Annotated in this window: 20 protein-coding genes and 2 pseudogenes; 11 read left to right on the top strand and 11 right to left on the bottom strand. The window is 60.0% G+C overall.

The window, feature by feature from the left end:
* Positions 1-12: 12 nt before the first annotated feature.
* Positions 13-777, top strand: a complete 765-nt coding sequence (locus OIU37_RS32465) for a FadR/GntR family transcriptional regulator (RefSeq protein WP_027687225.1) — start codon at positions 13-15, stop codon at positions 775-777.
* A gap of 35 nt (positions 778-812) precedes the next feature.
* Here OIU37_RS32465 and OIU37_RS32460 read toward each other — a convergent pair whose 3' ends face one another.
* Positions 813-1,265: a DUF421 domain-containing protein gene (locus OIU37_RS32460; RefSeq protein ID WP_064248489.1), complete on the bottom strand. Its 453-nt coding sequence runs from the start codon at positions 1,263-1,265 to the stop codon at positions 813-815.
* Positions 1,266-1,275: 10 nt separating this feature from the next.
* Positions 1,276-2,508 carry a protein-L-isoaspartate(D-aspartate) O-methyltransferase gene (locus OIU37_RS32455; RefSeq protein ID WP_240604870.1) on the bottom strand — a complete coding sequence of 411 codons (1,233 nt, stop codon included), beginning with the start codon at positions 2,506-2,508 and terminating at the stop codon, positions 1,276-1,278.
* 159 nt (positions 2,509-2,667) lie between these two features.
* On the opposite strand from OIU37_RS32455, the pseudogene OIU37_RS32450 reads away from it, so the two are divergent.
* Positions 2,668-2,849, top strand: a pseudogene (locus OIU37_RS32450) (glucose dehydrogenase); the annotation flags it as partial.
* 54 nt (positions 2,850-2,903) lie between these two features.
* Positions 2,904-4,535: an FGGY-family carbohydrate kinase gene (locus tag OIU37_RS32445; protein ID WP_264259870.1), complete on the top strand. Its 1,632-nt coding sequence runs from the start codon at positions 2,904-2,906 to the stop codon at positions 4,533-4,535.
* A 51-nt stretch (positions 4,536-4,586) separates the two neighbouring features.
* On the opposite strand, the gene OIU37_RS32440 is transcribed toward OIU37_RS32445, so the two are convergent.
* The 3 genes and pseudogenes from OIU37_RS32440 to OIU37_RS32430 form a co-directional block, all read right to left on the bottom strand.
* Positions 4,587-5,198 carry a L,D-transpeptidase gene (locus OIU37_RS32440; RefSeq protein WP_264259981.1) on the bottom strand — a complete coding sequence of 204 codons (612 nt, stop codon included), beginning with the start codon at positions 5,196-5,198 and terminating at the stop codon, positions 4,587-4,589.
* A gap of 103 nt (positions 5,199-5,301) precedes the next feature.
* Positions 5,302-6,441 (bottom strand): annotated as a pseudogene (locus tag OIU37_RS32435) (AAA family ATPase).
* Positions 6,442-6,493: 52 nt separating this feature from the next.
* On the bottom strand, positions 6,494-7,510 hold the full coding sequence (locus OIU37_RS32430; RefSeq protein ID WP_264259869.1) for a LacI family DNA-binding transcriptional regulator: 1,017 nt from the start codon (positions 7,508-7,510) through the stop codon (positions 6,494-6,496).
* Between the two features lie 129 nt (positions 7,511-7,639).
* On the opposite strand from OIU37_RS32430, the gene OIU37_RS32425 reads away from it, so the two are divergent.
* The 8 genes from OIU37_RS32425 (at position 7,640) to OIU37_RS32390 (ending at position 17,743) form a co-directional block, all read left to right on the top strand.
* Positions 7,640-8,737 carry an ABC transporter ATP-binding protein gene (locus OIU37_RS32425; protein WP_264259868.1) on the top strand — a complete coding sequence of 366 codons (1,098 nt, stop codon included), beginning with the start codon at positions 7,640-7,642 and terminating at the stop codon, positions 8,735-8,737.
* Entirely contained in the window at positions 8,734-9,624 is an 891-nt protein-coding gene (locus tag OIU37_RS32420; protein ID WP_131709893.1) for a carbohydrate ABC transporter permease, read from the top strand. The genes OIU37_RS32425 and OIU37_RS32420 overlap by 4 nt, the downstream gene beginning before the upstream one ends.
* A complete protein-coding gene (locus OIU37_RS32415) occupies positions 9,621-10,469 on the top strand; it encodes a carbohydrate ABC transporter permease (RefSeq protein ID WP_171605100.1) in 849 nt (282 codons plus the stop codon). Before OIU37_RS32420 ends, OIU37_RS32415 begins: the two co-directional genes overlap by 4 nt.
* A gap of 62 nt (positions 10,470-10,531) precedes the next feature.
* Positions 10,532-11,860, top strand: coding sequence for an extracellular solute-binding protein (locus OIU37_RS32410; RefSeq protein ID WP_264259867.1), 1,329 nt, complete (start codon positions 10,532-10,534; stop codon positions 11,858-11,860).
* Between the two features lie 102 nt (positions 11,861-11,962).
* On the top strand, positions 11,963-14,731 hold the full coding sequence (locus OIU37_RS32405; RefSeq protein ID WP_264259866.1) for a glycoside hydrolase family 2 protein: 2,769 nt from the start codon (positions 11,963-11,965) through the stop codon (positions 14,729-14,731).
* 213 nt (positions 14,732-14,944) lie between these two features.
* Positions 14,945-16,003 (top strand): alpha/beta fold hydrolase, encoded by a 1,059-nt coding sequence (locus OIU37_RS32400; RefSeq protein WP_264259865.1) that lies wholly within the window; start codon positions 14,945-14,947, stop codon positions 16,001-16,003.
* Between the two features lie 176 nt (positions 16,004-16,179).
* Positions 16,180-17,229 carry a class I SAM-dependent methyltransferase gene (locus OIU37_RS32395; protein WP_264259864.1) on the top strand — a complete coding sequence of 350 codons (1,050 nt, stop codon included), beginning with the start codon at positions 16,180-16,182 and terminating at the stop codon, positions 17,227-17,229.
* Positions 17,230-17,398: 169 nt separating this feature from the next.
* Positions 17,399-17,743, top strand: coding sequence for a YkgJ family cysteine cluster protein (locus OIU37_RS32390; RefSeq protein WP_027667015.1), 345 nt, complete (start codon positions 17,399-17,401; stop codon positions 17,741-17,743).
* Positions 17,744-18,046: 303 nt separating this feature from the next.
* Here OIU37_RS32390 and OIU37_RS32385 read toward each other — a convergent pair whose 3' ends face one another.
* Genes OIU37_RS32385 through OIU37_RS32360 form a run of 6 tightly spaced genes read right to left on the bottom strand, consistent with a single transcriptional unit; the run spans position 18,047 to position 25,641 of the window.
* Positions 18,047-19,117: a GDP-L-fucose synthase gene (locus OIU37_RS32385; protein WP_264259863.1), complete on the bottom strand. Its 1,071-nt coding sequence runs from the start codon at positions 19,115-19,117 to the stop codon at positions 18,047-18,049.
* Entirely contained in the window at positions 19,110-20,201 is a 1,092-nt protein-coding gene (gene gmd / locus OIU37_RS32380; protein WP_180695633.1) for a GDP-mannose 4,6-dehydratase, read from the bottom strand. The genes OIU37_RS32385 and gmd overlap by 8 nt, the downstream gene beginning before the upstream one ends.
* 49 nt (positions 20,202-20,250) lie before the next feature.
* Positions 20,251-22,458: a polysaccharide biosynthesis tyrosine autokinase gene (locus OIU37_RS32375; protein ID WP_171605094.1), complete on the bottom strand. Its 2,208-nt coding sequence runs from the start codon at positions 22,456-22,458 to the stop codon at positions 20,251-20,253.
* Complete coding sequence (locus OIU37_RS32370) at positions 22,455-23,600, bottom strand: glycosyltransferase family 4 protein (RefSeq protein WP_180695634.1); 1,146 nt, start codon at positions 23,598-23,600, stop codon at positions 22,455-22,457. Before OIU37_RS32370 ends, OIU37_RS32375 begins: the two co-directional genes overlap by 4 nt.
* Positions 23,594-24,694, bottom strand: a complete 1,101-nt coding sequence (locus OIU37_RS32365; RefSeq protein WP_171605092.1) for a glycosyltransferase family 4 protein — start codon at positions 24,692-24,694, stop codon at positions 23,594-23,596. Before OIU37_RS32365 ends, OIU37_RS32370 begins: the two co-directional genes overlap by 7 nt.
* Complete coding sequence (locus tag OIU37_RS32360; RefSeq protein ID WP_180695635.1) at positions 24,691-25,641, bottom strand: glycosyltransferase; 951 nt, start codon at positions 25,639-25,641, stop codon at positions 24,691-24,693. Before OIU37_RS32360 ends, OIU37_RS32365 begins: the two co-directional genes overlap by 4 nt.
* Positions 25,642-25,730 lie beyond the last annotated feature (89 nt).

Below are 25,730 nucleotides of genomic sequence, written 5' to 3'. Positions count from 1 at the left end.
GGGGAGAATGACGTGGCTGAAGTGAATGGCGAATCTTTGAACGCGGAAGCCGGCCCGCCGGGCAAGCCCGAACGCGGCAAGGCCGTCAAGCTGGTCGATCGCGTCTTCGACCAGTTGCTCGAGCGTATCCGCGGCGGAAACTATCCCCCGGATTCACGCCTTCCCGGCGAGCATGAGCTTGCCTCGATGCTGGGTGTGTCGCGGCCGATCGTCCGCGATGCGCTGGCGCGCCTGCGCGATCAGGGCATGGTCTATGCCCGGCAGGGCGCCGGCACCTTCGTCAGCGCGCATGGATCGCCAACGACGCAGCTTGCCTATTCGCCGGTCAAGACGATCGCCGACATTCAGCGCTGCTACGAATTCCGCCTGACAATCGAGCCGGCGGCCGCCTATTTCGCCGCCAAACGCCGCAACGAATCGGCCATTCAGAAGATCGCCAGCGCGCTTGCGGATCTGCGCGAGGCGACCAGCCATCAGCTTCACCGGACCGACGCCGATTTTCTGTTCCACCGCGCGGTGACAGAGGCTGCCAACAATCATTATTACACGGCCTCCATCGATGCGCTGAAGGCCCATATCGCCGTTGGCATGCATCTCCACGGCCTCTCTTTGCTCGGCCCTCGGCAAGGATTGGAACAGGTCTATGAAGAGCATAACGCCATCTACAAGGCGATCGCCGATGGCCGACCAGACGATGCACAAAGACTGATGAAGGCGCATCTCGAAGGTTCTCGGGACCGGCTGTTCGAGGGCAGGGTGCTCGATCTGTCCTTCTGAAGTGCTTCCCCAAGCGGTTATCCGCTCGAAATGACTCAGCCGGATTTCTGCTTCTTGATGATGCTGATGTTGCCGCTCACTTCGAGGATGGCAAATTTTATTTCCGTCACGCTCTCGATGCCTTCCTGGCTTCGAGCCGCTTGCATGACATCTTCCTTCTGCAGCCGGGCGCCTTTGAGCGCGCGTTCGTCGTAGACGCCATCCGTCACCAGAACGGTTGGAACGCCGTCGATGATATGAGCTGCGCGAGGCCACCACCTCTTCACGTAGGACAGGCCGATATCGGTCGTAAACAGCGTGAGGATCAAGATGACGGCGTTGGTGATCGAGAAGTCATCCCCTAGCATCGCCTGCTGGGTGGTTTCGGAGATCACCAGTACGATCACCAGATCGAACGGCGTCATCTGGGCCAATGTCCGTCTTCCCGACAGACGGATGATCACGAGCAGTGTGAAATAAATTGCCAGTCCGCGTAATACCGCATCCACCGTGCCGCCCTCATGGAAAGATGAAAGTCGTTTGGGTGCGAGTCTCTCCGCCCATGCCGATGATGGTAGGACGCGGACCCGGGAGTTGCGTTTGCAGACGGAAGACGATCTGCGTCGGCCCACCCGGGTCGGCGGGGAACACATAGCCTATCCGGCCGTCGCGCGCGAAGGTTGCCTTTTGGGGCGGATCGATCCCCTGGACCGAAAAGCTTTGAAGAAAGGCGGGATCGATCGTGAAGATCCTGTCTTCGGGTGATGGCGTGAAGGTCACCGTCATATCCTCGGGAGCATTCCATCGGGAGATGACGGGAAAATCCACGGACCCATCGGGCAATTGAAGTGTTTGCCGTGAAAACGGGCCGCCTCTTCCAAGCAGACCCAGCAAGCAGGTCACCAGAAGAAGCGTGAACACGATCCAGGAAAAACGTTGAACAGCCCAGAACCGCTGCTGAAATTCGCTATGATCGAGCACACCTTCCGGCAACGCGGGCAATTTGTCTATTTTTCCCATGCCCGCTCCCTGTCCGTCATGTCGAGAGCTTGGCTCGGAGGCAACCGTTCCCGGCAATGAGGGCGCCGTCGCCGTATACATCGGATGGGTAGCTGTCCAGGCGTCCTCCCCGATCAAGGGGACGAACAGCACGCCGCCGAGATCTTCTTCCTCGAATGCGGCGTCCCCCGTGCGCGTGAGGCGTTTCAGGCGCTGCCCTTCACCGCGGCCGACCGGAATGATGAGCCGCCCTCCGAGCCCCAGCTGTTCTTTCAAGGCGGTTGGCACCTCTGGTGCGCTCGCAGAAACGACAATGGCATCGAAGGGGGCGGCTTCTGCCCAGCCCTTGCTGCCATCGCCGACGCGAACGTCAATGTTGCGGTATCCCAGTTTCTCGAACCGTTCCTTGGCCTCAAGCGCCAGCCTTTCGTGGCGCTCGATGGAGTAGACATGCCTGGCTATCCGGCTCATGAGGGCTGAAGCGTAGCCGGAGCCTGTTCCGACCTCGAGCACTGTGTCGCCGGCATCCAGATTGGCCTTTTCGAGCATCAAAGCCACGATGAACGGCTGCGAAATTGTCTGGCCTTCGCCGATCGACAGCGGCGCATCCTCATAGGCGAATTCCTCGGAGCCCGGAGGAACGAATTTTTCGCGCGGTACCATGCGCATGGCCTCGATGACGCTTTGATCGCGAATGCCACGACGCGTCACGTGGTGCTCCACCATGCGATCTCGGATGCGCGTCATATCCATGGATCAGCTCCACTTGTCGCCGATTGCATCTGGGGGCAAACTTCGGGCGGTGCAAAATGTAAAACAAATGGGCGACCGGAGAGTTCCTCAAATGCGCAGGCGCACGTGGAAATAGCGTTCATGGCGTGGCAGCATCAGTTTCCGCAGGAATGACGGCCGTCAGGCGTCGTGCCGGTCGCGTGGGAGCCGATTACACGGCCTCGAAGTTCACAGTTCAGGCCTTCGTCCATTCTGGAGGAGGCGCTGGCCAATGGCAGCCTGCCATCCTTTTCATCCTGTCGCGGCCGCGTAATGTGACGATCCGCGATCTGGTGATTCTGCTGAACAGCGTGGATCTGTAAACACCGGCCCAGACTGCAATTAACCTGATCCTTGCCGATTTCAAAGGAAAGACCATGAGCGACACATCTCGTACGCAAGATGCCAAACATGTCATCGGCGTCGACGTCGGCACCGGCAGCGCCCGCGCCGCCTTGTTCGACCTGACCGGCCGGATGCTTGCCTCCGCCAAGCGGAATATCACCCTGTTTCACGAGCCGGGTTCCATGGTTGAGCAATCGAGCACCGAGATCTGGGCGGCCGTTTGCGCGGCTGTGCGCGAGGTGGTTTCCTCGGCCGGGATCGATGCGGCATCCGTCATGGGGCTTGGGTTCGATGCCACCTGTTCGCTCGTCGTCCTCGGCGAAGGCGGCAAGCCGCTTCCCGTCGGGCCTTCGGAAGATCCGAACCGGGACATTATCGTCTGGATGGACCACCGCGCCGTGCCGCAGGCGGAGCGCATCAATGCGCTCGGCCATGACGTCCTGCGTTACGTCGGCGGCCGTATCTCGCCTGAGATGGAAACGCCCAAGCTCCTTTGGCTGAAGGAAAATCGCCCTGAGGTCTTTGATGCCGCGTGGCAATTCTTCGACCTTGCAGATTTCCTGACCTGGCGAGCGACTGGCGATCTGTCGCGTTCGACCTGCACGGTCACCTGCAAATGGACCTATCTCGCCCATGAAAAGCGCTGGGATAGAGATTATTTTCACCAGATCGGCCTCGGCATTCTCGCCAACGAAAAGTTTGCCCGCATCGGTCAGGCTATCGTCGAGCCCGGTTCGGCACTCGGTCGAGGCCTGACCGCGGCTGCAGCCGGCGAGCTCGGCCTGACGCCGGAAACGCCTGTGGCTGCCGGACTGATCGATGCCCATGCGGGCGGAATCGGAACCGTTGGCACGGGCGCCGGTCCACAAGCCAACCTGGCCTATGTCTTCGGCACTTCCTCCTGCACGATGACATCGACAGCTGAACCGTCGTTCGTGCCCGGTGTCTGGGGGCCTTATTATTCGGCCATGGTGCCGGGACTCTGGCTGAACGAGGGTGGCCAGAGTGCCGCCGGCGCTGCGATCGACCAGCTGCTCTCCTTCCATCCGGCTGCCGCGGAAGCGAGGGAGCTTTCGAAGAAGGCGGGCGTTCCGTTGCCGGTTTTGCTTGCAGATATGGCCGCCCGAAAGGCGGGCCGTTCATCCGACGCTGTCACGCTTGCGAGCGGACTGCACGTCGTTCCCGAGTTCCTCGGCAACCGGGCGCCCTTTGCCGATCCGCATGCCCGCGCAATCATTGCCGGTCTCGGGATGGAGGACGATATCGGCAGCCTGGTCTCTCTTTACGTCGCAGGGCTTTGCGGTATCGGTTACGGCCTCAGGCAGATCATCGAGACGCAGGCCGATGCGGGCGTTACCATCGAAAACATCGTCATCAGCGGTGGCGCCGGCCAGCACGACTTCGTTCGCCAACTGCTCGCCGATGCGAGCGGCAAGCCGGTCATTGCAACTAAGGCAGAAGAACCGGTCCTCCTAGGGGCCGCCATCCTGGGCGCTGTCGCCGGCCGGTTGTTTGCGGATGTGCGCGAAGCAATGACGACACTCTCGGCGGTCGAAACGACATTCCTGCCATCAGAAGGGGAGATCCCTCGTATTCATGACAAGCGCTATGAAGGATTCAAGGAGCTTCAAGCTCTGGCGCGCAAGCTGCGTATCGACGGTTAGATATCCCAACGCCAATCCGCAGAGGTCCATCAGCGATCGATCGGCTGATAGCTAGCGTCGAACAATAACCTTTGTTCCCGGCTGGACGATCTCGTAAAGCTCTTCGACATCTTGACGGTACATTCGAAAGCACCCACTCGACGCGTTAGTGCCGATGGACGAGGGGTCGTTGGTGCCGTGGATGCGCAGCAGGCCATCGGCGAGATAGATCGCGCGGGTTCCAAGCGGATTGGCGGGGCCGGGCTTCACGACCGCTGGAAGCCGAGGGTTCTTCTGCCGCATGCTGGCCGTGGGTCGCCATTCAGGATGTGCTCGCTTCGACACGACCCGCGTAGATCCATACCATTGCTTGCCCTCACGGCCGACCGCGATGGGGTAAGCGAATTGCTCACCCCAAGGGGTGGTGTAAATGAGCGTATGCTCGCTCGTCACGATTTCGATGGTTCCTTTTGCACGCCCTGTCGGCGGTTGCCTGCGATCATGCAGGGGCTCTTGATAGGGAGGCGCCGGATCGTAATCGAGTGGTGGCGGATAGGGGCTGTAGGGATCGTCGTAACGGTATCCACCAAAGTCGTCATATCCATCATACGGCCCATAGATCTGGGCTTGAGTCTGAAAGACCGTTAGCAAAAAGGCCGCAGCCACGAGAGCCAGCAATCTCATCTTGTCGCCATCCGCTTGTTGAACAAGCTTGATTGGGCCGAATTCTGTGGCGGCACTATGACTGCTGGGCCGCAGCTTTTGAAAAGCTACGGCTCGATTGCAGCTAATCATCGCCCTCGTCTTCGACGGCCCCCGTCAGCCTCATACCCTGAATCCAGGTGGCGCCATCCTTTCGGATCACCCGCTTCGGCCGCACCCCGCAGCGCTCTTCCACGGCCGAGGCGAGACGTTGGGAATGGGTGACGATCCAGATCTGGCTAAATCGTGCCGCCGCGGCGATCATGTCGGCGAGCGGCGACAGCATGTCCTGATGCAGGCTTGCTTCCGGCTCGTTCAATGCGATCAGCGGCGGCTGGCGATAGGACATCAGCGCGGCTGCAAGCCCGAGGAAACGGATCTGTCCGTCAGAAAGCTCGCGCGGCTGAAAAATCCGGCGCGGGAAATCCGGAAAGATCAGTCCGAATTCCGCATGCTCCCCCGGTTCCGGCACGTGCAACTTTGCCCCGCCCAAGGCGGAGGAAATGGCCCGGTCGAGCTCGACCGTGTCCCCGCGAGTATGCACAAGCGTTGCGAATACTGCCGCCATGTTTCCGCCGTCTTGGTCGAGCAGCGTCGACGTGACCGCCAGGCAGGGACGCCGCAACGCCTACTCCCGATCGGTCCTGAATCCATGGAAGAATCGCCAGCCGTCGATGAGACGGCGAAAGGCCGCAATTTCCGGATAATGTCCAGCATCCCCGAGCATCGCGATTCCTGTTTCCGACGTCATCGCCTGCTCGGGATAATCCTCCATGCGGCCGCGGTCACCGCGAACCATGATCCCCGGCCCGCTGCGCTTCATCATCGTAACGGGGCGCGATCCGGCCTCAAAACAAAGCTCTTCGGCCTTGACCTGAGGCTCGAAGGCAAATCCAGCGGCGGCGGCCGGCGGTCTGAGCCCGGCTTCGACCCAATATCGCCACGTCACAGCCCGCTCCTCGTCGAGAACCTCCACCTCCAGCTTGATGCGAAAATTCTTCTCGTCGCGCCTTGGGCCTGTCCACAACGCCGAAGCCATTCCGCCTTCGGCCGCGATTTCATGCGCGAACGTGCCGCGCACCGCCGCCTGCACAAGCTGGAGGCCGCGGTAGAGGTTCGATTTGCCGACGCCGTTCTCGCCAATGAACACATTAATGCCGGCCAGATCCATGCGGATGGAGCGTAACGAGCGGTAATTTTGGGCAAACATGGAGCGAAGAAGCATGGTCGACTTCCATAGTAGGGGTCCGTCTGGGGAATCCACCCTGGCACCCGGCCTACACGGCGTCTATTGGCGCCACCGACTGGCGCACGATCATTTCGCACTCCAGCTTGACCTTGTGATTGTCATGCCGCATCCGCGGCGCGGCGATCATCTCGGCAAGTTTCTCGACGGCATAGCGCGCCATGTCGGCATGGGGCAGTTGCATCGTCGTGAGCGGCGGCAGCATATCGCCGGAATAGGATTCATTGTCGAAACCGATCACCGAAAGGTCGCGCGGGATGGAGAGGCCGGCTTCCTTTGCGGCTTCATAGACACCCATGGCAATGCGGTCGCAGAAACAGCATATTGCCGTGGGCCGGTCATCGAGCGCTTGCAGGCGCTTGAAGGCTGCATAGCCTCCCTGAATCGTCCAGCGTCCCTTGATGATGAGATGGTTGTCGACAGGAATGTCGCGCATCGTCAAAGCTCGGCGATAACCCTTGATGCGCTCGCGAGAAGCTTCGATCGCGTCCTCGCCACCGATATAAGCAATGCGCGTATGGCCGGCATCGATCAGCGACAGCGTTGCCTTCATGACAGCCGACAGGTCTCCGGGCACCACGCTCGGAAGGGGTTTGTCGACAGTATAGCAGTTCAAAAGTACGGTCGGCCATTCCGCGAGCTGCGGAGCAAGCGTCACTTGCTGTGTGATCAGCCGCGCATAGATGACGCCTGCAGCGGGCAGCGTCGCGAGATGGCTGAGAGCGGCCTGCTCTGCCTCCTCGTCGGCGTCCGTCGGCATCACCGAGAGCAGATAGCCCAGCTCGTTTGCCGCCTCTCCGGCTCCGTCGATCAAGCCGGCGACATGGGGCGAACTTGTCACCTCGTTGATGAGCATGGCAATCAGCGGACGCCGGTCGATGCGCCGAGGCTGCGTCCTGTAACCCATCCTGGCCGCCGCACTTAGAACAGCCTCACGCGTTGCCGGCGATATGCGCGTTCCCGGAGCATTGTTGAGCACAAGCGACACGGTCGCCTGCGAGACGCCGCAGGCGGCAGCGATGTCGGACATCGTCGGCTTTTTGATCACGCGAACCCCTTGCAAGACTGACTATTCGCTTAGCACGAAGTTTTACGAACGCAAAAGCGGCGAGGGCTTGCCTGATAATAATTTTAGTTATAACCAGTGATTTATAACTAATCACTCTGGGAGGAGTGCATGGCAGGAGTTACGCTCGCTGGAGTGTCTAAAAGCTATGGCGCGGTGAATGTCATCCGTGACATTTCGCTTTCTATCAACGATGGCGAGTTCCTGGTTTTCGTCGGACCTTCCGGCTGCGGGAAATCGACGCTTCTGCGCATGATCGCCGGCTTCGAAACCATCACCGGCGGCGACGTCCTGCTCGGTGGCAACCGGGTCAATGACATGGCCGCCCGCGATCGCGGGGTGGCGATGGTCTTCCAGAACTACGCGCTGTACCCCCACATGACAGCTCGCGAGAACATGGCCTTCGGCCTGCGCAATATTGGTACGCCGAAGGCCGAAATCGCCTTACGCATCGATAAGGCCGCCGCCATTCTCCAGCTTGAGCCTTACCTCGACCGCAAGCCTAAGGCGCTTTCCGGCGGCCAGCGTCAGCGTGTTGCGATCGGCCGCGCCATCATGCGCGAACCGGATGTCTTTCTGTTTGACGAGCCGCTCTCCAATCTCGATGCCGCTCTTCGCGTCTCGATGCGCACCGAGATCGCTAAGCTCCACCACCGCCTCGCCGCAACCATGATCTACGTTACTCACGATCAGACGGAAGCCATGACCATGGCAGACCGTATCGTGGTCCTCAGGGACGGGCAGATCGAACAGGTCGGCGCGCCGATCGAGCTTTACCAGCGCCCCGCCAATGCCTTCGTGGCTGGCTTCCTCGGTGCGCCGCGCATCAATCTGCTCCCGGCAACAGTCACTGCCGTCGACGGCGAAACGGTCGAACTCGCCTGTGCGGGAGATGCCCGGCTTACTGCAAAGGTCCGTGCCAGTCCCGCCAAAGGCGATACGGTGACGATCGGCCTGAGGCCGGAAATCCTGTCGCCGGCCGATGAAGGCGCCCTCAGCGGAACCGTTGATGTCGTTGAGCAGCTCGGCTCGTTGCAACTTGTCCATGCAACCCTTGCTGATGGCACAACCATCGTCTCCGAACTGCGCGGCGGCGCGGCGCCCTCGATCGGCTCCGTCGCCCGTTTTGCGATCGGCCCCGGCACACGCCACGTCTTCGATGCAAACAAGGTCTCGATCACCCTGCATTCTGAAGTGGGTAGAGCATGAGCACCAGCAGCCTGACCGCCGCGCGCAGGCGCGATGCACTCGCCGCTTACATCTTCCTCGCACCTTTCGCAGTGATCTACGCCACGTTCCTGGTCTACCCCTTCTTCAAGGGCTTGTGGATCAGTCTCCACGACTGGGAGCTTGCCGGCAGCTACCGGAAATATATCGGCCTCCTCAACTACGAAGACATGTGGTTCGACACGATCTTCTGGAAGACCGTGGGCAACACGCTGACCTTCGTCGCGATGACCGTTCCGACCATGACAGCACTGGCCCTGGTGCTGGCTCTTGCCGTGTTCGGGCAGGGGCGGCTCAAGGGTGTGCTGCGGTCCGTGTTCTTCATGTCGAGCGTGTTTTCGGTATCGGTCGTGACACTGATCTGGTCGATGGTGCTGTCTGCGGACAATGGCCTGCTGGTGCCGCTCTTCAATCTCATCGGCGTCAAGCCCATCAATTTCCTCGGGCACCCGACGCTCGCCATGCCGTCGATTGCGTTGACGACGCTTTGGTGGGGTGTCGGCCTCCCCATGGCGCTGTTTCTGGCGGCACTAAGCCAGATACCGCCGGAACTTTACGAAGCGGCCGAACTCGATCATGCCGGTCGGTTCAGCGTCCTGAAAAACATCACCCTGCCGTCGATCCGTCACACCGTGCTCCTGGTTCTGGTCCTGCAGATCGTCGGCCAGTTCCAGATTTTCGGTCAGGCCCACCTGATGACACAGGGCGGTCCCGCCAATCGGACGCGTACGCTGGTTCAGTACATCTACGAGACGAGCTTCCGCGACTGGCAAGTCGGTTACGCCACGGCCATGTCCTTCGGGCTCTTCATCCTGATGCTTGGCTTCACAATGCTGCAGCTCTGGCTCGGCCGCAGGGGGGATGAATGATGACAAGCGCACGCACAAGCGGCCTACGCCGCGCCACGGACGTTCTCATCCTCGGCGCAACCATCGCCTTTGCGATCCTCTGGCTTCTGCCCGTCGTCTGGGTCGTCGCCATGTCGCTGAAGCCGAATACCGAGCTGATGCGTTCCACGGCAGGCTTCCTGCCGGTCCCCTTCACGATCGATAATTATATCGGTCTCCTGAAGCTCGATACCGTGCCGCGCTGGCTGATGCACAGTCTCATCGTCTCGGTAACGATGACAATTCTAGTTCTGGTCGTCTCGTCTATGGCCGGCTATGCGTTCGCGCGCCTGGAATTCCCCTTCAAGAAGACACTGTTCATGCTCGTGATTGCCGGCCTGATGGTGCCCGAGCAGGCAGTGTTCATTCCGCTGCACACGATGGTCTCGGGCTGGGGACTGCATAATACCCACTTCGCGCTGGTCATGCCGCGCGTCGCCGTGCCGATCGGTGTGTTTTTGATGATGCAGTTCTTCCGCAGCGTTCCGAAAGAACTGGAGGAAGCAGCCGCCATTGATCACGCCTCACGGCTGACGATCTTTCTGAAGATAATGTTGCCGCTCTCCGTGCCTGCACTGACCACGCTCGGTCTGTTCACCTTCATCTTCGCCTGGAACGACTTTCTCTGGCCGCTCGTCTCGGCGACCAAGGCCGACATGTACACCGTCACGGTCGGCCTTGCCTCGATCCAGACCAACTTCGCTTTCTCGGAAGGCATCGGCGCTGTCATGGCATCGGCGGTCTTTGCCAGCCTGCCCATCGTTCTTCTGTTCCTGATCTTCCAGCGCTTCATCGTGGCAGGTGTTGCCATGAGCGCCGGCAAATAGGCACCGGCCCGACCGGCCATGCCGGGAGGGGTTTTTCGCAACGGCATCGCAAGGAGGATATGATGCACAAGACGAAAATGCTGCAACGTCTGGCGCTCGCCACGACACTGATGACCGCGCTCTGGGGAGGAGCAGCCCAAGCAGTCGACATCTCGTTCTTCCGCTTCTTCGGCGATTGCCAAGGCGAATACGGCGAGGTGACAGACGTGACCAAGGCCAATGGCGAATGCGGCATCATCACCGCGCTCACCAACAAGTTCAACGCAGAAAACACCATCGGCGCCAAGGTCGTCACCCAGACGGCCGAATGGGGTGCCTATTATGACCTGCTGACCGCGACTTATTCCACCGGCAACATCCCTGACGTCGCCGTCATGCACGCCTCGGTGATGCCGAATTTTTCCGACCGGGATCTCCTGACGCCGCTGACCAAGCCGATTGCCGATCTCGGTATCCAGACAAACGACTTCGTACCAGCGGCGCTGAAGAACGCTACCGCCAAGAATGAAATTTACGCCCTCCCATACGACCTTCATGCGCTGCTCTTCCATATCAACATGGACCTGATGAAGAAGGCGGGCCTTGTCAACGCAGACGGCTCGCCGATCTTGCCGAAGTCGCCCGAGGAACTGCTCGAGCAGGGCAAGAAGTTCAAGGAAGCGACCGGCAAGTACTACATCGGTTCGGAAGCCCAGAGTTCGGAAGGCATGATGGTGCGCCTGTTCGACACGCTTCTCTGGCAGCAGGGCGTCGATGTCCTCTCCGCCGACGGCAAGACGGCCAGCATCAACACAGCGGAAGGGCTGAACGCAGCCAAGCTGATCTCATCGATATTCTCGGACGGTCTTGCCAATCCGGCGCTGGATTATCCCGGCTCCGAACAGGCGTTCCTCAACGGCGAAACCGGGATTCTGCTCAATGGCACCTGGGGCGTCGACAACTATGATACCCAGGCCAAGAGCGGCAAAGTGGCCCTCAAGGACTATCGCGTGGCCAATGTGCCGCAACTCTACGCCAAGCCGTCGGTCTGGGCCGACAGCCATATGTGGGTCATCCCGAAGGATGACAATCGCAGCGAAGACAAGACGAAAGCCGCTCTCGCCTTCCTGAAGTTTCTGAACGACAACAACTTCCAATGGTCGCGTACCGGCCATTTGTCGACCCGCCAGTCGGTTCTGAATTCCGAAGAGTTCAAGGCCCTGCCGCATCGCGCCGAGTTTGCCGACACTGCCAAAAATGCCACGTCACTGCCGCAGATCCAGAACCAACGTGCGGTCTACAACGCGATGATTACCGACTTGAACGCGATGTGGCTGACCGGCACCGATCCGCAGGCAACGCTTGTAGCGATGCAGGCCGGCGTCGAGCGCGTCCTGCGTCGCAATCGCTAGTTCCTCCAACCCCTCTTGAGGGGTTGGTCTCCCGCCGGGATACGCGCCGCGCCGTGCGTATCCCGGAACCCCAATCGAAAAGCCGACTTCCAAGGACAACCGATGAACGCCTATTCCCAGTCGCTCGCCCCAGCGAACACGCCGCTCCGCGAAACGCTTTCCCTTGATGGGACCTGGGAGTTCCGCCACGAGACCGATCGTGCTTGGCGGCATGCAAAGGTGCCGGCGCACTGGCAGGCTTGTTTCGAGGATCTCGCCGTCAGCTTCGGATCGGCAACCTATCGCAGGACCTTCACGCTCCCTGCAGAATGGTCGGCTCGGGAAATCGCCATCCGCTTCGGTGCCGTCAGCGATCTGGCCACTGTCTTCATCAACGGCACTGAGATCGGCCGTCATGAAGGCGGTTATCTTCCTTTCGAATTCGTGATCCCACCCGCTCTCTTGAAGGCGGAGAACACTGTCGAGGTCGTAGCCCGCCTGCCGGATGCTCATCGCAACGAGAGTGGCGCCGATTTTGCGGAGATCCCGCATGGCAAGCAGAGCTGGTATGGCCCGCAAGGCGGCATTTGGCAGTCCGTCCTCATCGAGGCCCGCGATCCCGCTCACATCTCATCGCTTCGTCTCTACCCGATTTGGCCGGAAGCCAGGCTCGATCTAAAAGCCCGCTTTGCGAGCATGGTTGCAGGCTCGCTGAAAATCGAGATCATCGGCCCGCAGGGCATGCCCGTCTTTACCGGAAACATTCCGGCCGCCGGAGATACCCTCGAACATTCGATCCAGCTCGACGCGGTCGCACCATGGTCGCCGGACAGCCCGAACCTCTATACGATCACAACGATCCTCAGCGCCGACGGTGTCGAGATCGACAGCCGGCAGGAAAATTTCGGCTTTCGCCGCTTCGAAGCCAAGGACGGCTTCCTCCATCTGAACGGCAAGCCGCTTTATCTGCGCGCCGCGCTCGATCAGGATTACTATCCCGATGGTTTCGGCGCGCCGCCTTCGCTCGACCTGCTCGAAGACCAGTTGCGCAAGGCTAAGGCAATGGGACTGAATTGCCTGCGCTGCCACATCAAAGTGCCGGACCCGCGCTATTACGAGGTCGCCGACCGGCTGGGCATGCTGATCTGGAGCGAAATTCCAAATATCGAGACCTTCACCCCGGCCTCCGCCGAGCGCCTGCGCACGACCATGGAAGGTATTCTCGCCCGTGACGGCAATCACCCCTCCATCGTAATCTGGACCCTGATCAATGAAGATTGGGGCACTCGGCTACGCGAAGCGGCCGAACAGCGGCAATGGATTTCCGATATGGTCGACTGGCTGCGTGTCGAAGACCCGCTACGGCTCGTTGTCGACAATTCCGCCTGCTTCCCGAACGTCCACGTCAAGACCGACATCAACGACTACCACTTCTACCGAACGGCGGTGGATCGGCGCGAGGAATGGGACACGCTCTGCCGCGAATTCGCAGGTAATGCCGACTGGACCTTCTCAACCGAAAATGAAGCCGTGCGCACGAGGAAGGAACCGCTTGTCCTCTCCGAGTTCGGCGTCTGGGGTTTACCCGATCCTGCCCGTCTGCGCGAAAAGAACGGCCGCGACCCCTGGTGGATGGCCTATGGTGCCACCTGGGCGGATGGCACGGCACTGCCGCAGGGCATCGAAGCCCGTTTCCGCGAACTCGCTCTTGAGAAAGTGTTTGGCGATCTCGGCCAGTTCATCGAGCAGGTGCAGTGGTATCAATACATGAACCTGAAATACGAGATCGAGGTTATCCGAACGCACGCGCCGATCGGAGGTTATGTCATCACCGAACTCACCGATGTCCATTGGGAAGGCAACGGGCTGATGGACATGGCACGCAATCCGCGCGTCTTCGCCAAAGCGCTGCCGGCCGTCAATTCCGACATCGTCATTGCGCCGGGCGCGGCCCGCCACGCCGTCTATGAGGGGCAGACGGCCAGCTTCGACATCAAGGTGTCGAGCGGCGGAACAGCATTGCCCGAAGGCAGTCGCCTCGTCTGGGAATTTGGCGCTGAAAAAGGCGAGATACCGCTGCCGGCTATTGCGCCGATGCAGGTTCGTAATACGCCGATCACCGCGACAGCAGGTGCGGTGCCGGTGCCTGAGATCCAAATGGCACGGTTGCAGGTCGTGGCGCCTGATGGAAGCGTGCTGTCTCAGAATTCCGAGACACTCGCAGTCTACTGCAAACGGGATGCGCTACCCCCCATTCGCTTTGCTTCGCACGACGACGGGATTTCCGAGAGGTTGTCAGCCCTTGGCCATGTCAGCGTGTCGCTGCACGAGGCGGATGTCTTCGTCACCAAGGACATCGATGCCGATCGCGTCGAGGCAATCCATTCCGGCCAGCGGGTGCTGCAGATCGTCGACAAGGACCCCGGCCGCCTGCGCGATGACGCGCCGCCGCGCGATGGCCCGATGTCGATTGAAATCGATCCGGGTGCCGGCGGCATGGTTTCCGGGCCGTTCTTCAGTTTTCCCGGCTACAATCTCGTCAATCGTCACAAATCGATCTGGCGCGGGGATTGGGTCGGCAACTTCTCCTGGTTGCGCCGGGATGGTGTCTTCGCCCATGTGCCAGGCAGTCCGCTGTTCGACCTGTCCTTCACTGGCGTCGCGCCGCACCAGGTGATGGCCGGCCTCCGTCCCTGGGAATTCCATGGTCGCGTGCACGCCGGCGTCGTCATCGGCTGGGTTCACAAACCCGCTGCCTTCATCATCGAAAAGCGGCTCGGCCGCGGTAAGCTGGTTGCGACGACCTTCCGCCTCCACCAGGAGGCACCGGACGCCGACCCGCTTGCCACCGTGCTTTACGATGGCCTCCTCGCTCTTGCCACTAGACCGTGAGCTCAGTGACAGTCAACAGAGGTCGCGGCGACTTCGCTTTGGCTAAAGCGCTAGCGGGAGGGTTCGGGTCGCTGGTCGAGTATATGGCCCGAAGCGGGCGAAACTGATCGAAAGGCTTCGTAGCGAGCCTCCCAGGCTGCACTGTCTTCCCGGAGAATCATCCCGTAGGAGATAGGTCTGTTATGCGATCTTCGGCTGCGATATTCTCGACCGATGAAACTCAGTCAGACCATACGGTTCGCTACCGCCGAGGACGGCACCCGTATCGCCATGGCGTCTTGCGGGCAGGGTCAGGTGATCCTGCGGGCGGCGCACTGGCTGAGCCATGTCGATTACGATCTCGAAAGCCCGGTGTGGCGGCCGTGGCTCCAGGCGCTATCCGCCCACAACCGGTTTGTGCGCTACGATCCGCGCGGCTGCGGTCTGTCGGACCGGCATGTCTTTGACCTTTCGGTCGAAGCGTGGCACGCAGACCTTGCTGCCGTGGCAGCGTCGATCGAGGAGCCGCGCTTCGTCCTCCTCGGTCTTTCGCAGGGCGGCGCGCTCGCTATCGCATATGCCCTCAAGTATCCCGAGCGAGTATCGCATCTGGTGCTTCTGAACGCCTACGGTCAGGGTGCCCGCGCCAGAGCTCAGACCGAGGCGGAGCGGCTGGAAGCCGAGACCCTTGTCAATTTCGTTCGCGTCGGCTGGGGACGCGATAATCCGGCGTTTTGCCGGTTCTTCACCAATCTCTTTATCCCCGACGGCACGCCTGAACAGCATCGCTGGTGGGGCGATCTTGAGCGGCAAACGGCATCGGCCGACGTCGCCGCACAACTGCTCTGGCAGATGCAGGGGATCGACGTGCTGGACCTTGCGGCGATGCTGCGCGTCCCGACGTTGATCGCACACAGCCGCGGTGACATGCGCGTGCCGTTTGACCAGGGTTGCAAGCTCGCCGCCGCGATTCCGGGCGCGAGCTTTGTGCCGCTTGAGAGCAAGAACCATGTGCTCTTGCCGGACGAGCCCGCTTGGAATGTATTTCAAACGGAACTTGCCGCCTTTCTCGGGCAGGATCGGTCGGTGCGGCCGCGTGCGGTCAGTGAGGCCGGTCTGACACCCGCCGAGGCCGCCCTTCTCGACCTTGTCGCGGAGGGCCTAGATAACCGCGCGATCGCCGAACGGCTTGGCAAGAGTGCAAAGACCGTGCGAAACCAGCTGTCGGTGATCTTCAGCAAACTCGGCGTGCATAGCCGCTCGCAAGCGATCGTCGTCGCGCTCTCCCGATAGTCCCGCTTCTGCAGGTGGATAGGCACCTCCTCCGATGCCGATGGGACATGTGTCCCTCGAAGGAGCGGGATTTCTTCGCAGACGCGGGACAACCGCCTCATGCTCGCCGAGACGGCAAGCTTCATCCTTGGCATCGCGGATGGCAGGACGCCATCCGAGGACCGGGAGGAATTCACATGACGGAAATCAACGAAACAACGCTCAATGAACTCGTGGGCCGCGTCCTTGGCGACCTCGGCGGAGCGGTCAGCGTACCGCTGGTCCGGATCGGAGATGCTCTCGGGCTGTACAGGACGCTGAAGGAGATCGGGCCGGTGAAGGCCGACGAACTTGCCGATGCCTCGGGATGCGCACCTCGTTATGTCCGCGAGTGGCTGGCGGCACAGGCTGCCTCGGGTTATGTGCACCATGAGCGAGGATTGTTCTCGCTGACGCCCGAACAGGCCTTCGTATTTGCCGAGCCGGACAGCCCGGTCAATCTGATTGGCGCGTTCGATACCGCTGCTGCGATGGTCGAGAACCAGCCGAAGGTGCAGTCCGCCTTCAAAACCGGCCGAGGCGTTGCCTGGGGCGATCAGGCCGGCTGCATGTTCTGCGCCGTCGCGCGACTATTCCGCCCGGGTTATGTCAACGCCCTTGTGCAGGACTGGCTGCCGGCGCTCGAGGGTGTCGCCGATAGGTTGAAAACGGGTGCGAAGGTGGCCGACGTCGGATGTGGGCACGGGCTATCGACGATCCTGATGGCGCAGGCGTTTCCGAATTCCCGGTTCGTCGGCTACGACTTCCATCCAGGCTCGATTGCCGCTGCGTCCGCGCACGCCCAGGCACACGGGTTGACGAACCTGCACTTCGAGGTCGGCCGGGCGCAGGACTTCGACGGCCGGGATTTCGATTTGATCACCTGCTTCGACTGCTTGCACGATATGGGCGACCCGAAAGCCGCTGCGGCTCATATCCGAAAGGCGTTAAAAGAGGGCGGCGTCTGGATGGTGGTCGAACCAATGGCCGGAGATACGCTGGAGGAGAACATTAATCCGGTTGGACGGCTCTACTACTCAGCCTCGACGATGATCTGCGTTCCGACCTCGCTTGCGCAGGAGACAGGGCTGGCACTCGGTGCGCAAGCGGGAGAGCGGCGATTGGCCGAGGTGATCCGCTCAGGCGGTTTCACTCATATCCGGCGTGCGGCCCAGACGCCCCTCAACATGATTCTCGAGGCCAGCTGACAGGTCGCGCCTCCTGTTGGAAATGCCGCGCCGCATTCCCGGCCTCGTCAGGAAAGTCGACGAGTGCGGCGACTGGCTTGCAGGAGAACGCCAGCCGCCCTATCCTCAACGGCGGCGGTAAATCGTGCGAAGGCTTTGCTCTTGGCGGGCTGTGTGGTAGGAGCGGGCCATGACATCATTGATCGATTTCGATTGCCAAGGCTGCGGAGCCTGCTGCTCCTTTTCGCCGACCTGGCCCAGATTTTCCACCGAAACAGACGCTGCTCTCGATTTGCTGCCGGCGCAATTCGTAGCCGCGAACCAGCAAGGAATGCGTTGCGACGGTGCGCGCTGCTCCGCATTGGTCGGTCGCGTCGGTTCAGAGACATCCTGCCAAGTGTACGATCTTCGGCCTGACGTCTGCCGCGCCTGCGTCCCAGGGGATGACGCATGCTTGACCGCGCGCGCGTTCTTCGGGCTCGGTCAGCCAAGCTTGCCGCCCAGCCACATCGATGCGGAACCGCCAATCAACTGAGGCGGGTTCCGTCCGGCTCTTCTCTTCGCCTGTCGACTTTACTGTAGCGATTGTCGTCCGAAAGTCCAGCCGAAGGTAAGGCCCGGTGGAGCCATCCGATGTGGACTATCTGCCTAATAGCGCGACAAGCGATATCGGCATTTCGACCGAAAACAAATTCATTGCCGCACCGATAATCATCACCCACACGACTATCAGGAAAATGAGCGCTGCAATCCTGATTTCTACAGGTTGCATTATTTGCGCCGTCCCAGCATATGCGTCCCCCCGAGACAAAACCCTGTTATCCCTCGTGCAAATTCCCTATGGCGAGGGATGATGCGCAACGGTCGACAGCGTGGCCGCGTGCGTCACCGAAGTCTTGGTTTTCTCAAAACTGATGTCGCTTTGACCAATCAAGTCACTGGACACAGCTCTGTTGCTGCGTTCGAGATGGTGGCCGTCAAGGAAGGAGCGGTAGGCATCTGCGATGCCCTGCTTCAGACCTATCTTAGGAGACCAGCCGAGAGTGCGAAGCTTGTCGACGCTCAGGAGTTTACGTGGCGTGCCATCTGGCTTGGTGAGGTCGCGCGTGATCTTGCCTTCGAAACCAACGATCTCGGAGACGAGGTATGCCAATTCGAGGATGGTAATGTCTTCGCCACAACCTACGTTCACATGACTTTCGGCGGAATAGGTCTTCATGAGATGGACGCAGGCGTCGGCGCAATCGTCAACATGCAGGAATTCGCGCCGCGGCGTGCCGGTACCCCAGACGCATATCTCTTGTTGCCGGTTGACCTTGGCCTCATGTGTCTTGCGTATGAGCGCCGGCAAGACATGGCTTGACCCGAGGTCAAAATTGTCGCCTGGACCGTAAAGATTGGTCGGCATGGCCGAGATGAAATCTCTACCGTGCTGTTTGCGATAGGCTTGGCAGAGCTTTAATCCGGCAATTTTGGCGATCGCATACCATTCATTCGTGGGCTCAAGCGATCCAGCCAGAAGTGAGTCCTCAACGATCGGCTGATTGGCGAATTTCGGATAGATGCAGGACGAGCCCAGAAACATCAGTTTTTCGACTTGAGTTCTATGGGCGGCGTGGATGACGTTCGCTTGGAGAATCAAGTTGTCGTAAAGGAAGTCGGCCGGATAGGTCGCGTTCGCGAGAATACCGCCGACCCTTGCAGCAGCCAGGAAGACAGCGTCGGGACGATGCTTACTCATCCATGCCTCCACCTGGTCCTGCCGTCTGAGATCGACCTCGGCGCGGGTGGCCGTCAAAATCTCGCAACCCTCGGAAGCGAGACGCCGCACGATCGCAGAACCCACCATGCCGCGGTGGCCCGCGACATAGACCCTTTTTCCGGCAAGACTGTAGATCACTTCAGGCATAGGCAAAACCTTTGGTTACACCGACCGACGGAACATTTCGTGCCATGACTTTCAGATCCTCGCGAACCATCTCCGCAACCAGCTGATCAAGACTGGTCTCATGTTTCCAGCCAAGCTTCGTATGCGCCTTCGTCGGATCGCCGATCAGAAGATCAACTTCAGTCGGACGGAAGTAAGCCGGATCGATCTCCACCACACACTGACCGGATGTCTTATCGTATCCCTTTTCCTCAACTCCGTGCCCACGCCAATCAATCGGCATGCCCACCTTGGCAAAGGCCCTGTCGACAAAGGAACGGACCGAGTGCGTTTCGCCGGTCGCAAGGACATAGTCCTCCGGTTCATCCTGTTGCAGCATGAGCCACATGCCGCGGACATATTCTTTTGCATGACCCCAGTCGCGCTTGGCATCCAGATTGCCGAGATAAAGCCGGTCCTGCAGGCCAAGATGGATCGCAGCCGCCGCCCGGGTGATCTTGCGCGTCACGAATGTTTCGCCGCGGATCGGGCTCTCATGATTGAACAAAATGCCGTTCGAGGCGTGCATGCCATATGCCTCGCGATAATTGACCACGATCCAATAGGCATAGAGCTTGGCAGCCGCGTAGGGTGAGCGGGGATAGAAGGGAGTTGTTTCGCTCTGCGGGACTTCCTGAACTTTGCCGTAGAGCTCGGAGGTCGATGCTTGATAGAAGCGGGTCTTCTTGGTCAGTCCCAGGAGGCGAATTGCTTCGAGGAGCCGAAGGGTGCCGGTACCATCGGCGTTAGCTGTATATTCCGGCGTCTCGAAAGAGACTTGAACGTGGCTCTGTGCGGCGAGATTATAGATCTCGTCCGGCTGCGTTTCCTGAACGACGCGGATGAGGTTCGTTGAATCGGTCATGTCCCCGTAATGCAGAATAAAGCGAGGATTTTCGACATGGGGATCCTCGTATAGATGTTCGATGCGACTGGTGTTGAAGGACGATGAGCGTCGTTTGAGGCCGTGAACAATATAGCCCTTCTCCAGCAGCAATTCGGCCAAATACGCACCGTCCTGACCCGTTATACCCGTAACCAGCGCGACTTTATTTTCGTTTTTCAATGCGGTCTCCGTAATTTATTTCGGAATCGGGCAGACATGCTGTTCGAACTCATGTGTACTCGTGGTACTTCCTCAGTGAGCTCACAAACAGTTCTGAATCACTGAAGTTGTACATGGCGTGTTTGTTCGGATTGACGTTATTTATGGCAACGGCAACCTCTGCGTTGCGCGCGGTCTTCAGCTGATGTAGGCAAAACTCTACGGCCCGACGGCTCGTCTTTCCCCATTTTACGACCACCAGCGTTCGTTCTGCTAACGCTGTCAGATGCATCGTATCAGCCGAGGCGAGCACCGGCGCGCTGTCGAAGATGACGATCTGGCCGAGTGAGCCGGCCATCGCGACGATGTCCGCCGCATCAGCCAAACGAACGCGCCGATGGAGACTGGCATTGCCAGCCGGAATGAAGTCGATGCCGCTTGGATGGTGATGGATGATGTCCCGCATTCCGGCCTGTCCACACAGGAATTCGTTCAACCCCTGCTTTAGCTCCGATTTGAAAAGCGAGTCGAGATTTCCGAGTCTGAGATCGCCATCGACAAGCAGCACCGGAATTCCGTTGGCGGCGAGATCGATTGCCAGGGATCTGGCGACAAGCGACTTGCCCTCTCCGCTGTGAGCCGACGTCACAACGATACTGTTAGGTAACTTTCCGCCGTTGGATTGTTTGAGCGAAGTCATGACGGAGCGAATTGCTTCGTCAAACATCCCGTCTTGCATGCTCCCGAAGAGCATCGACGGCTCTCTCCGGTCTTTCCGTTTCAGGTGCGGGATGAATCCGGCGGGTACGATGCGCGACATTCCGGCCATCTGGTCGAAGCTGCGGACTGAGTTGTCCAACATCTCGACCACGAATGCGGCCGTCACCGCGATCGATATCGAAGCCAAAAGGGCGCCGATCAAATAGAAAAGCCGCCCGCGTCCCTTCGGCGCCAGCGGCACCGCGGCCGGTGACAAGACTTCCAGTTCCGCGCCCGGCAACATGGCTTGCGCAGCCAGGCCACGGCGCTGCTCCTCGAGCTTGTCCAGCGCCGTTTGCTCTTTGTCAGCCATGCGCTGGAGTCGGGCCAACTCGGTTTGCGCCAGGGCAGAGCGAGTGCGTTTCTCATGAGCGACCGCCAATGCCGACCGGATTGCGTCGTCCTCATGATCGAGCGCCGCAAGCTTGGCGTGTATCGATTGGAGATATCGATCGGTTGCAAGACTGAGATCGGTGCGGGATTTAAGGATCTTGGCGCGCGCGTCGACCACGGCTTCGGCCGTGTTGCCATATGTCTCGAGAAGGCGCTCGAGATCTTGCTCCTGCGTACGAAGCTCGCGTTGCATTGCAACAATACTGTCGGGAATGACCATACTCTGCAGGACGAGCGAGGCGTCGTCGGCCGCTTCGAGTGCGGATATCGTTGCTCTCGCTTCAGCGCGGCTTTGTTCGATTTTTGTCCGCCGCTCTCCCAGCTCCATTATCGACTTGATCTGTTCAACCTGATCGTCGTCTTTTGATGCAACGTCGGTAGTTTTCTGGTACAGGTCGGCGGCATCGCGTGCTGCCTTGGCGCGCCCCATCTGTTCATCGATGCGCAGCAGAAGCCATTCTTCTGCTGCGTCCACTCGACCGCGCAGACTGTCCTTCCGCTCTTCGAGGTAGATGCTGATGAGCCGGTTCGGGACCGAGGCGGCCAGTTCGGGGTCGCCCGCATCGAAACCGATCTGAATGACGTCACCCTGGCCATCGCGCCAAACGCGGAGGGCCTTGTAGTATTTCGGGATTATCGGCTCGATGCTGTCCCGGATAGGCAAGGACGGTTTTTCACTATCGACCCAACCGCGCAGCATTGATCGGATCTTGTCGATAGGCGAGATTTCTTGCAGCGCCGGATTGAATTCCGGCCATTCATTGAGCCGCAGGTCGCGGATTACCCGCTCTGCGATGCTTCTGGAAAGAAGCCGTTCGGTCTCAGATGTGGCGTCCAGCGGATCGTTGCGGCCGGACTCGTCGGTGCCGAGCTTTGTCGCCAGAGGCGTGTGGATGATCAGCCGGGACTCGGCATGATAAGTCGGCTTCAATCCCGAAATCACGGTTGCGGCAACCGCCATAAGTAGCATGACGATGGCCATTATCATGACCATCCGTCGCCGGATAAGGCGCAGGCCTGAAGTCAGATCAAGGTCGTCCGAACGAGTCTCTACCTGTAGCCGGGGATCGTAGCGCATCGACGAGAGCGAGGTGTTGCGGTCTGGCGGCACAGTCGAAATAGTCATTGTTCACCAGCCGTTGTTTGAGGTTGCGCGGAGATAGCGTCATAGAGTTTGTCCAGCGATCGCATGTAAGCCTTCATACTGAAATTGTTGAGATAATGAGCGCGGGCCTTGGCCGACAGATAGTTGCGGACGTCCGGGTCGGTGACGAGCTTAGCCAGCGCCGCAGCCAGGGCATCCTTGTCTCCGACAGGTACGAAGACGCCGGTTTCACCGTCGGAGATGACTTCGCCATGCGCGCCGACGCGCGTGGTGACGACGGCGAGCCCATGGGCAAGCCCTTCGACCACAGCCATTGCCAAGCCCTCGGCATGCGAAGGTAAGACCAGGATATCTGCCCGTGTACACAAGGCTTGCGCCTCGTCGGCGCCAAGCCAGCCCGGCATTTTCACCAGATCTGAAAGTCCCATGGCGGCAGCCTGGCGCCGGTAGTCTTCCACAGGTCCGTCGCCTGCCAGCACGGCTCGCCACCGGAGCTCTTTCATGATCGGATGACTCAAGGCAAGCAGAAGCTCCGGAACGCCTTTGCGTTCGCTCAGCCGGCCGAGAAATATGATCAACGGCATCTCGCCGACATGAACATTGCGCGGCCCGGGGTCGGGAACACAATTGCGGATGACGACGACGCGGCGCTCTTCCACGCCGAGAAGCGTCGTTAGCGTCATGCGGTCGCGCTGGCCCAGTGCCACGACCTGGTCGGCATGTTGGAACATGCGGCGTACAAGCATTTGCTGACGTGGCGAGCGTGCGGCAAAGTCGCTCGCGTAGTCGTAGTCGTGCAGGTGCAATATATGAGAGCACCCGAGGACACGGGCAGCCTCGGTCAGGATCAGTTTTCTTGCGGTGCTGCCGCGACCCGCGACATGAATATGGTGAATGCGTGCCGGAGCAATTATCCGGTCCTTCGCCATCATCAAGACGGCGCCGAGCAGGCGCACAGGCGACGCAACTGAGGACCACCGAGGCCCTCTGGTGTCAGTGACGAGGTGTGTTTCGCCGGCCTCCTTCGCGGTGTTCGATATATAGCCGACAAGCCTGCCAATTCCGCCACCGTTTTCGCAACCACCCGGGACGTAGTGGCGGACGGATGCGGTTGCGTTGCGCGTCGCGACGCGATTCCCATCCGTGAGCGCGTTCATCAGCATGTCCCGACCACCTTACGATAAACGGCCGCAGCCTGTGCTCCCACCTGTTGAGGCGAATTCGGACCTGTAGCCCACGCAAGCGCGCTGGTCCCGAAACTGCTTCTGAGTTCGTTATTTTCCGCCAATGTCCAGATGGCTCTCGCGAGCTGTTCCACATCTCCCGGTGGAACCACCATTCCCAGTCCGTTTGGCAGAACGGTGGCTCGCAATTCGCCGACATCAGTCACGATAACCGGTTTGCCAAATGCCGCGGCAAGATTGAGAACGCCGCTTTGAGAGGCTTCCGTATAGGGAAGGACAACGATGTCGGCATCCAGAAAGAGCTGGGCGACCTCCATGTCCTCGATAAAGCGGTTGCGAATATCATAGCGGCCGGCGTCCCCCATAAGGGGCTGGAAGATCCACGGATCATCGCCGCGGCCAGCGACCGTGATGCGTAGATTGGGGAGCAGGTCCTTGAGCATCGCCTCGGCACGGATCAGATGCTCCAATCCCTTGTAAGCAAAAATCCGTCCGAAAAGCAGAACGCGCAAAGTTCCATCTGCGCCGCGCCGCGCCATCTGGTGCCGTCGAGCGAGCTCCGCGTAGCGATGAATGGCGGGATGCGACAGGACATGGACACAATCAGGCGATTTTGAATATCGCTCGAGGACCATTCGTTTCAGCCCTTCGCCATGGACGACGACATGACCCGATTGCCGCACCATCAATTGAGGAGCCCAGGCTGGCAGCGTGCGGGTGTCGGAATCGCCGGGATGCACTTCCACGTCATGGACGGTGGTCACGATCGGGATCGGGCGCCAGAACGGCGCGGCAAAATTCAACCAGAGCGTCGAGTTGCTCAGAAGGTGAATGACGTTCGGCCGCTCTTGCCGGATAAGACGCGTGAGTTGGTGCAGGAACCAGGGATTGGAGAGCGAGCGGTGCCTTGGCCAGTCCATGAGGTGCAGATCGACAGCCGGATCGATCCATGAAGCAAGGTGTGCGTAGCGCCGGCGCGGAACCGCTAGGACGACGTGCGCATGTCGCGCAACGCCGCTAGCGAAGGAGATGGTGTAGTCTTCCAGTTCGGAAACCAGCAGCAGTGCCTTCATCCCGCTGACTCCGACACGCCGACATCCTGACCAAGTCGAGGCAAGTCGTAGGCGGTGCGCAATGCATCACGCGTCCGCCTCAGCAAGTTTGGTTCTCCGGCGAAAAAGAGCCCTTCCACAGCAAGGCTGAACCGGGTGCGTGTGTCGGCGCCCTGCAGCTTGGCTGAGGCGACCCGGTACGGATAGTGATCAGTCAGACGCAGCCTTCCGGCCAGATCGTGCGCGGAAAGAAACCGGTTCGTCGCTTCAACGGTCGCCTGCCAATGGGCCATCCGCTTTCGCAGCATGGCGGCGTCATCGACTGGCCGATACCAATTATTGTTGTGAATCCGATAGAACCCCAGTGGATCCGACAAGGCGACAACGCCCCCCAGAAATGGATAGATGCCTGTGAGCCAGGCATCGGCAGACATGCGGAACTGCTCGGGAATATCCCCTGCAGCATCCCACGCGCTACGTCTTACAGCGACGGCTGATGTCATCGGGAAGGGCCACCAACCAGCCGATCTGGCGAGCCGTGGCGACAAATTTCCTGAACACAGGGTCCGAGGGATTGGCTTGAAGGCCGGCGAGCCATCGGTCTGCGTTGGCTGAAGTCGGTGATAAACAAGCGATGCCTGAGGATTGGAGTGGAAAGCAGCGGCTGTTGCCGACAGCTTGCCTGGCGCCCACCAGTCATCGGCATCAAGAAAACAGAGGATGTCGCCACTGCTTAACTTCACAGCTGCATTTATGGCGGCGGCCTGTCCCTGGTTCTCCTGGAAGAGCACCTTCACCCGCTTGTCATAGCCGTCGAGAACAGAGCGCGACTGGTCGCTCGAGCCGTCGTCGACGATGACTATCTCGACATTGGACGCCTGTTGGCTCAAGGCGCTGTCAATTGCCCGGGCAACGAAGCGACCGTAGTTGTAGTTATTGATAAGGACGCTGATTGTCGGTCGCTCCATGACACCCCTCAAGCGCGTCGCTGGGCGACACGTCGGTGCGCCGGAGTTGCGAACGCTCGCGCGTTTGGCAGCGCGAATTGATGGAAGGA

Source organism: Rhizobium sp. BT-226 (assembly GCF_025847085.2).
GTDB classification, from domain to species: Bacteria; Pseudomonadota; Alphaproteobacteria; order Rhizobiales; family Rhizobiaceae; genus Rhizobium; species Rhizobium sophorae.
The sequence above is the reverse complement of the archived record's forward strand: the minus strand, read 5'-3'. Positions and strand labels throughout refer to the sequence as shown.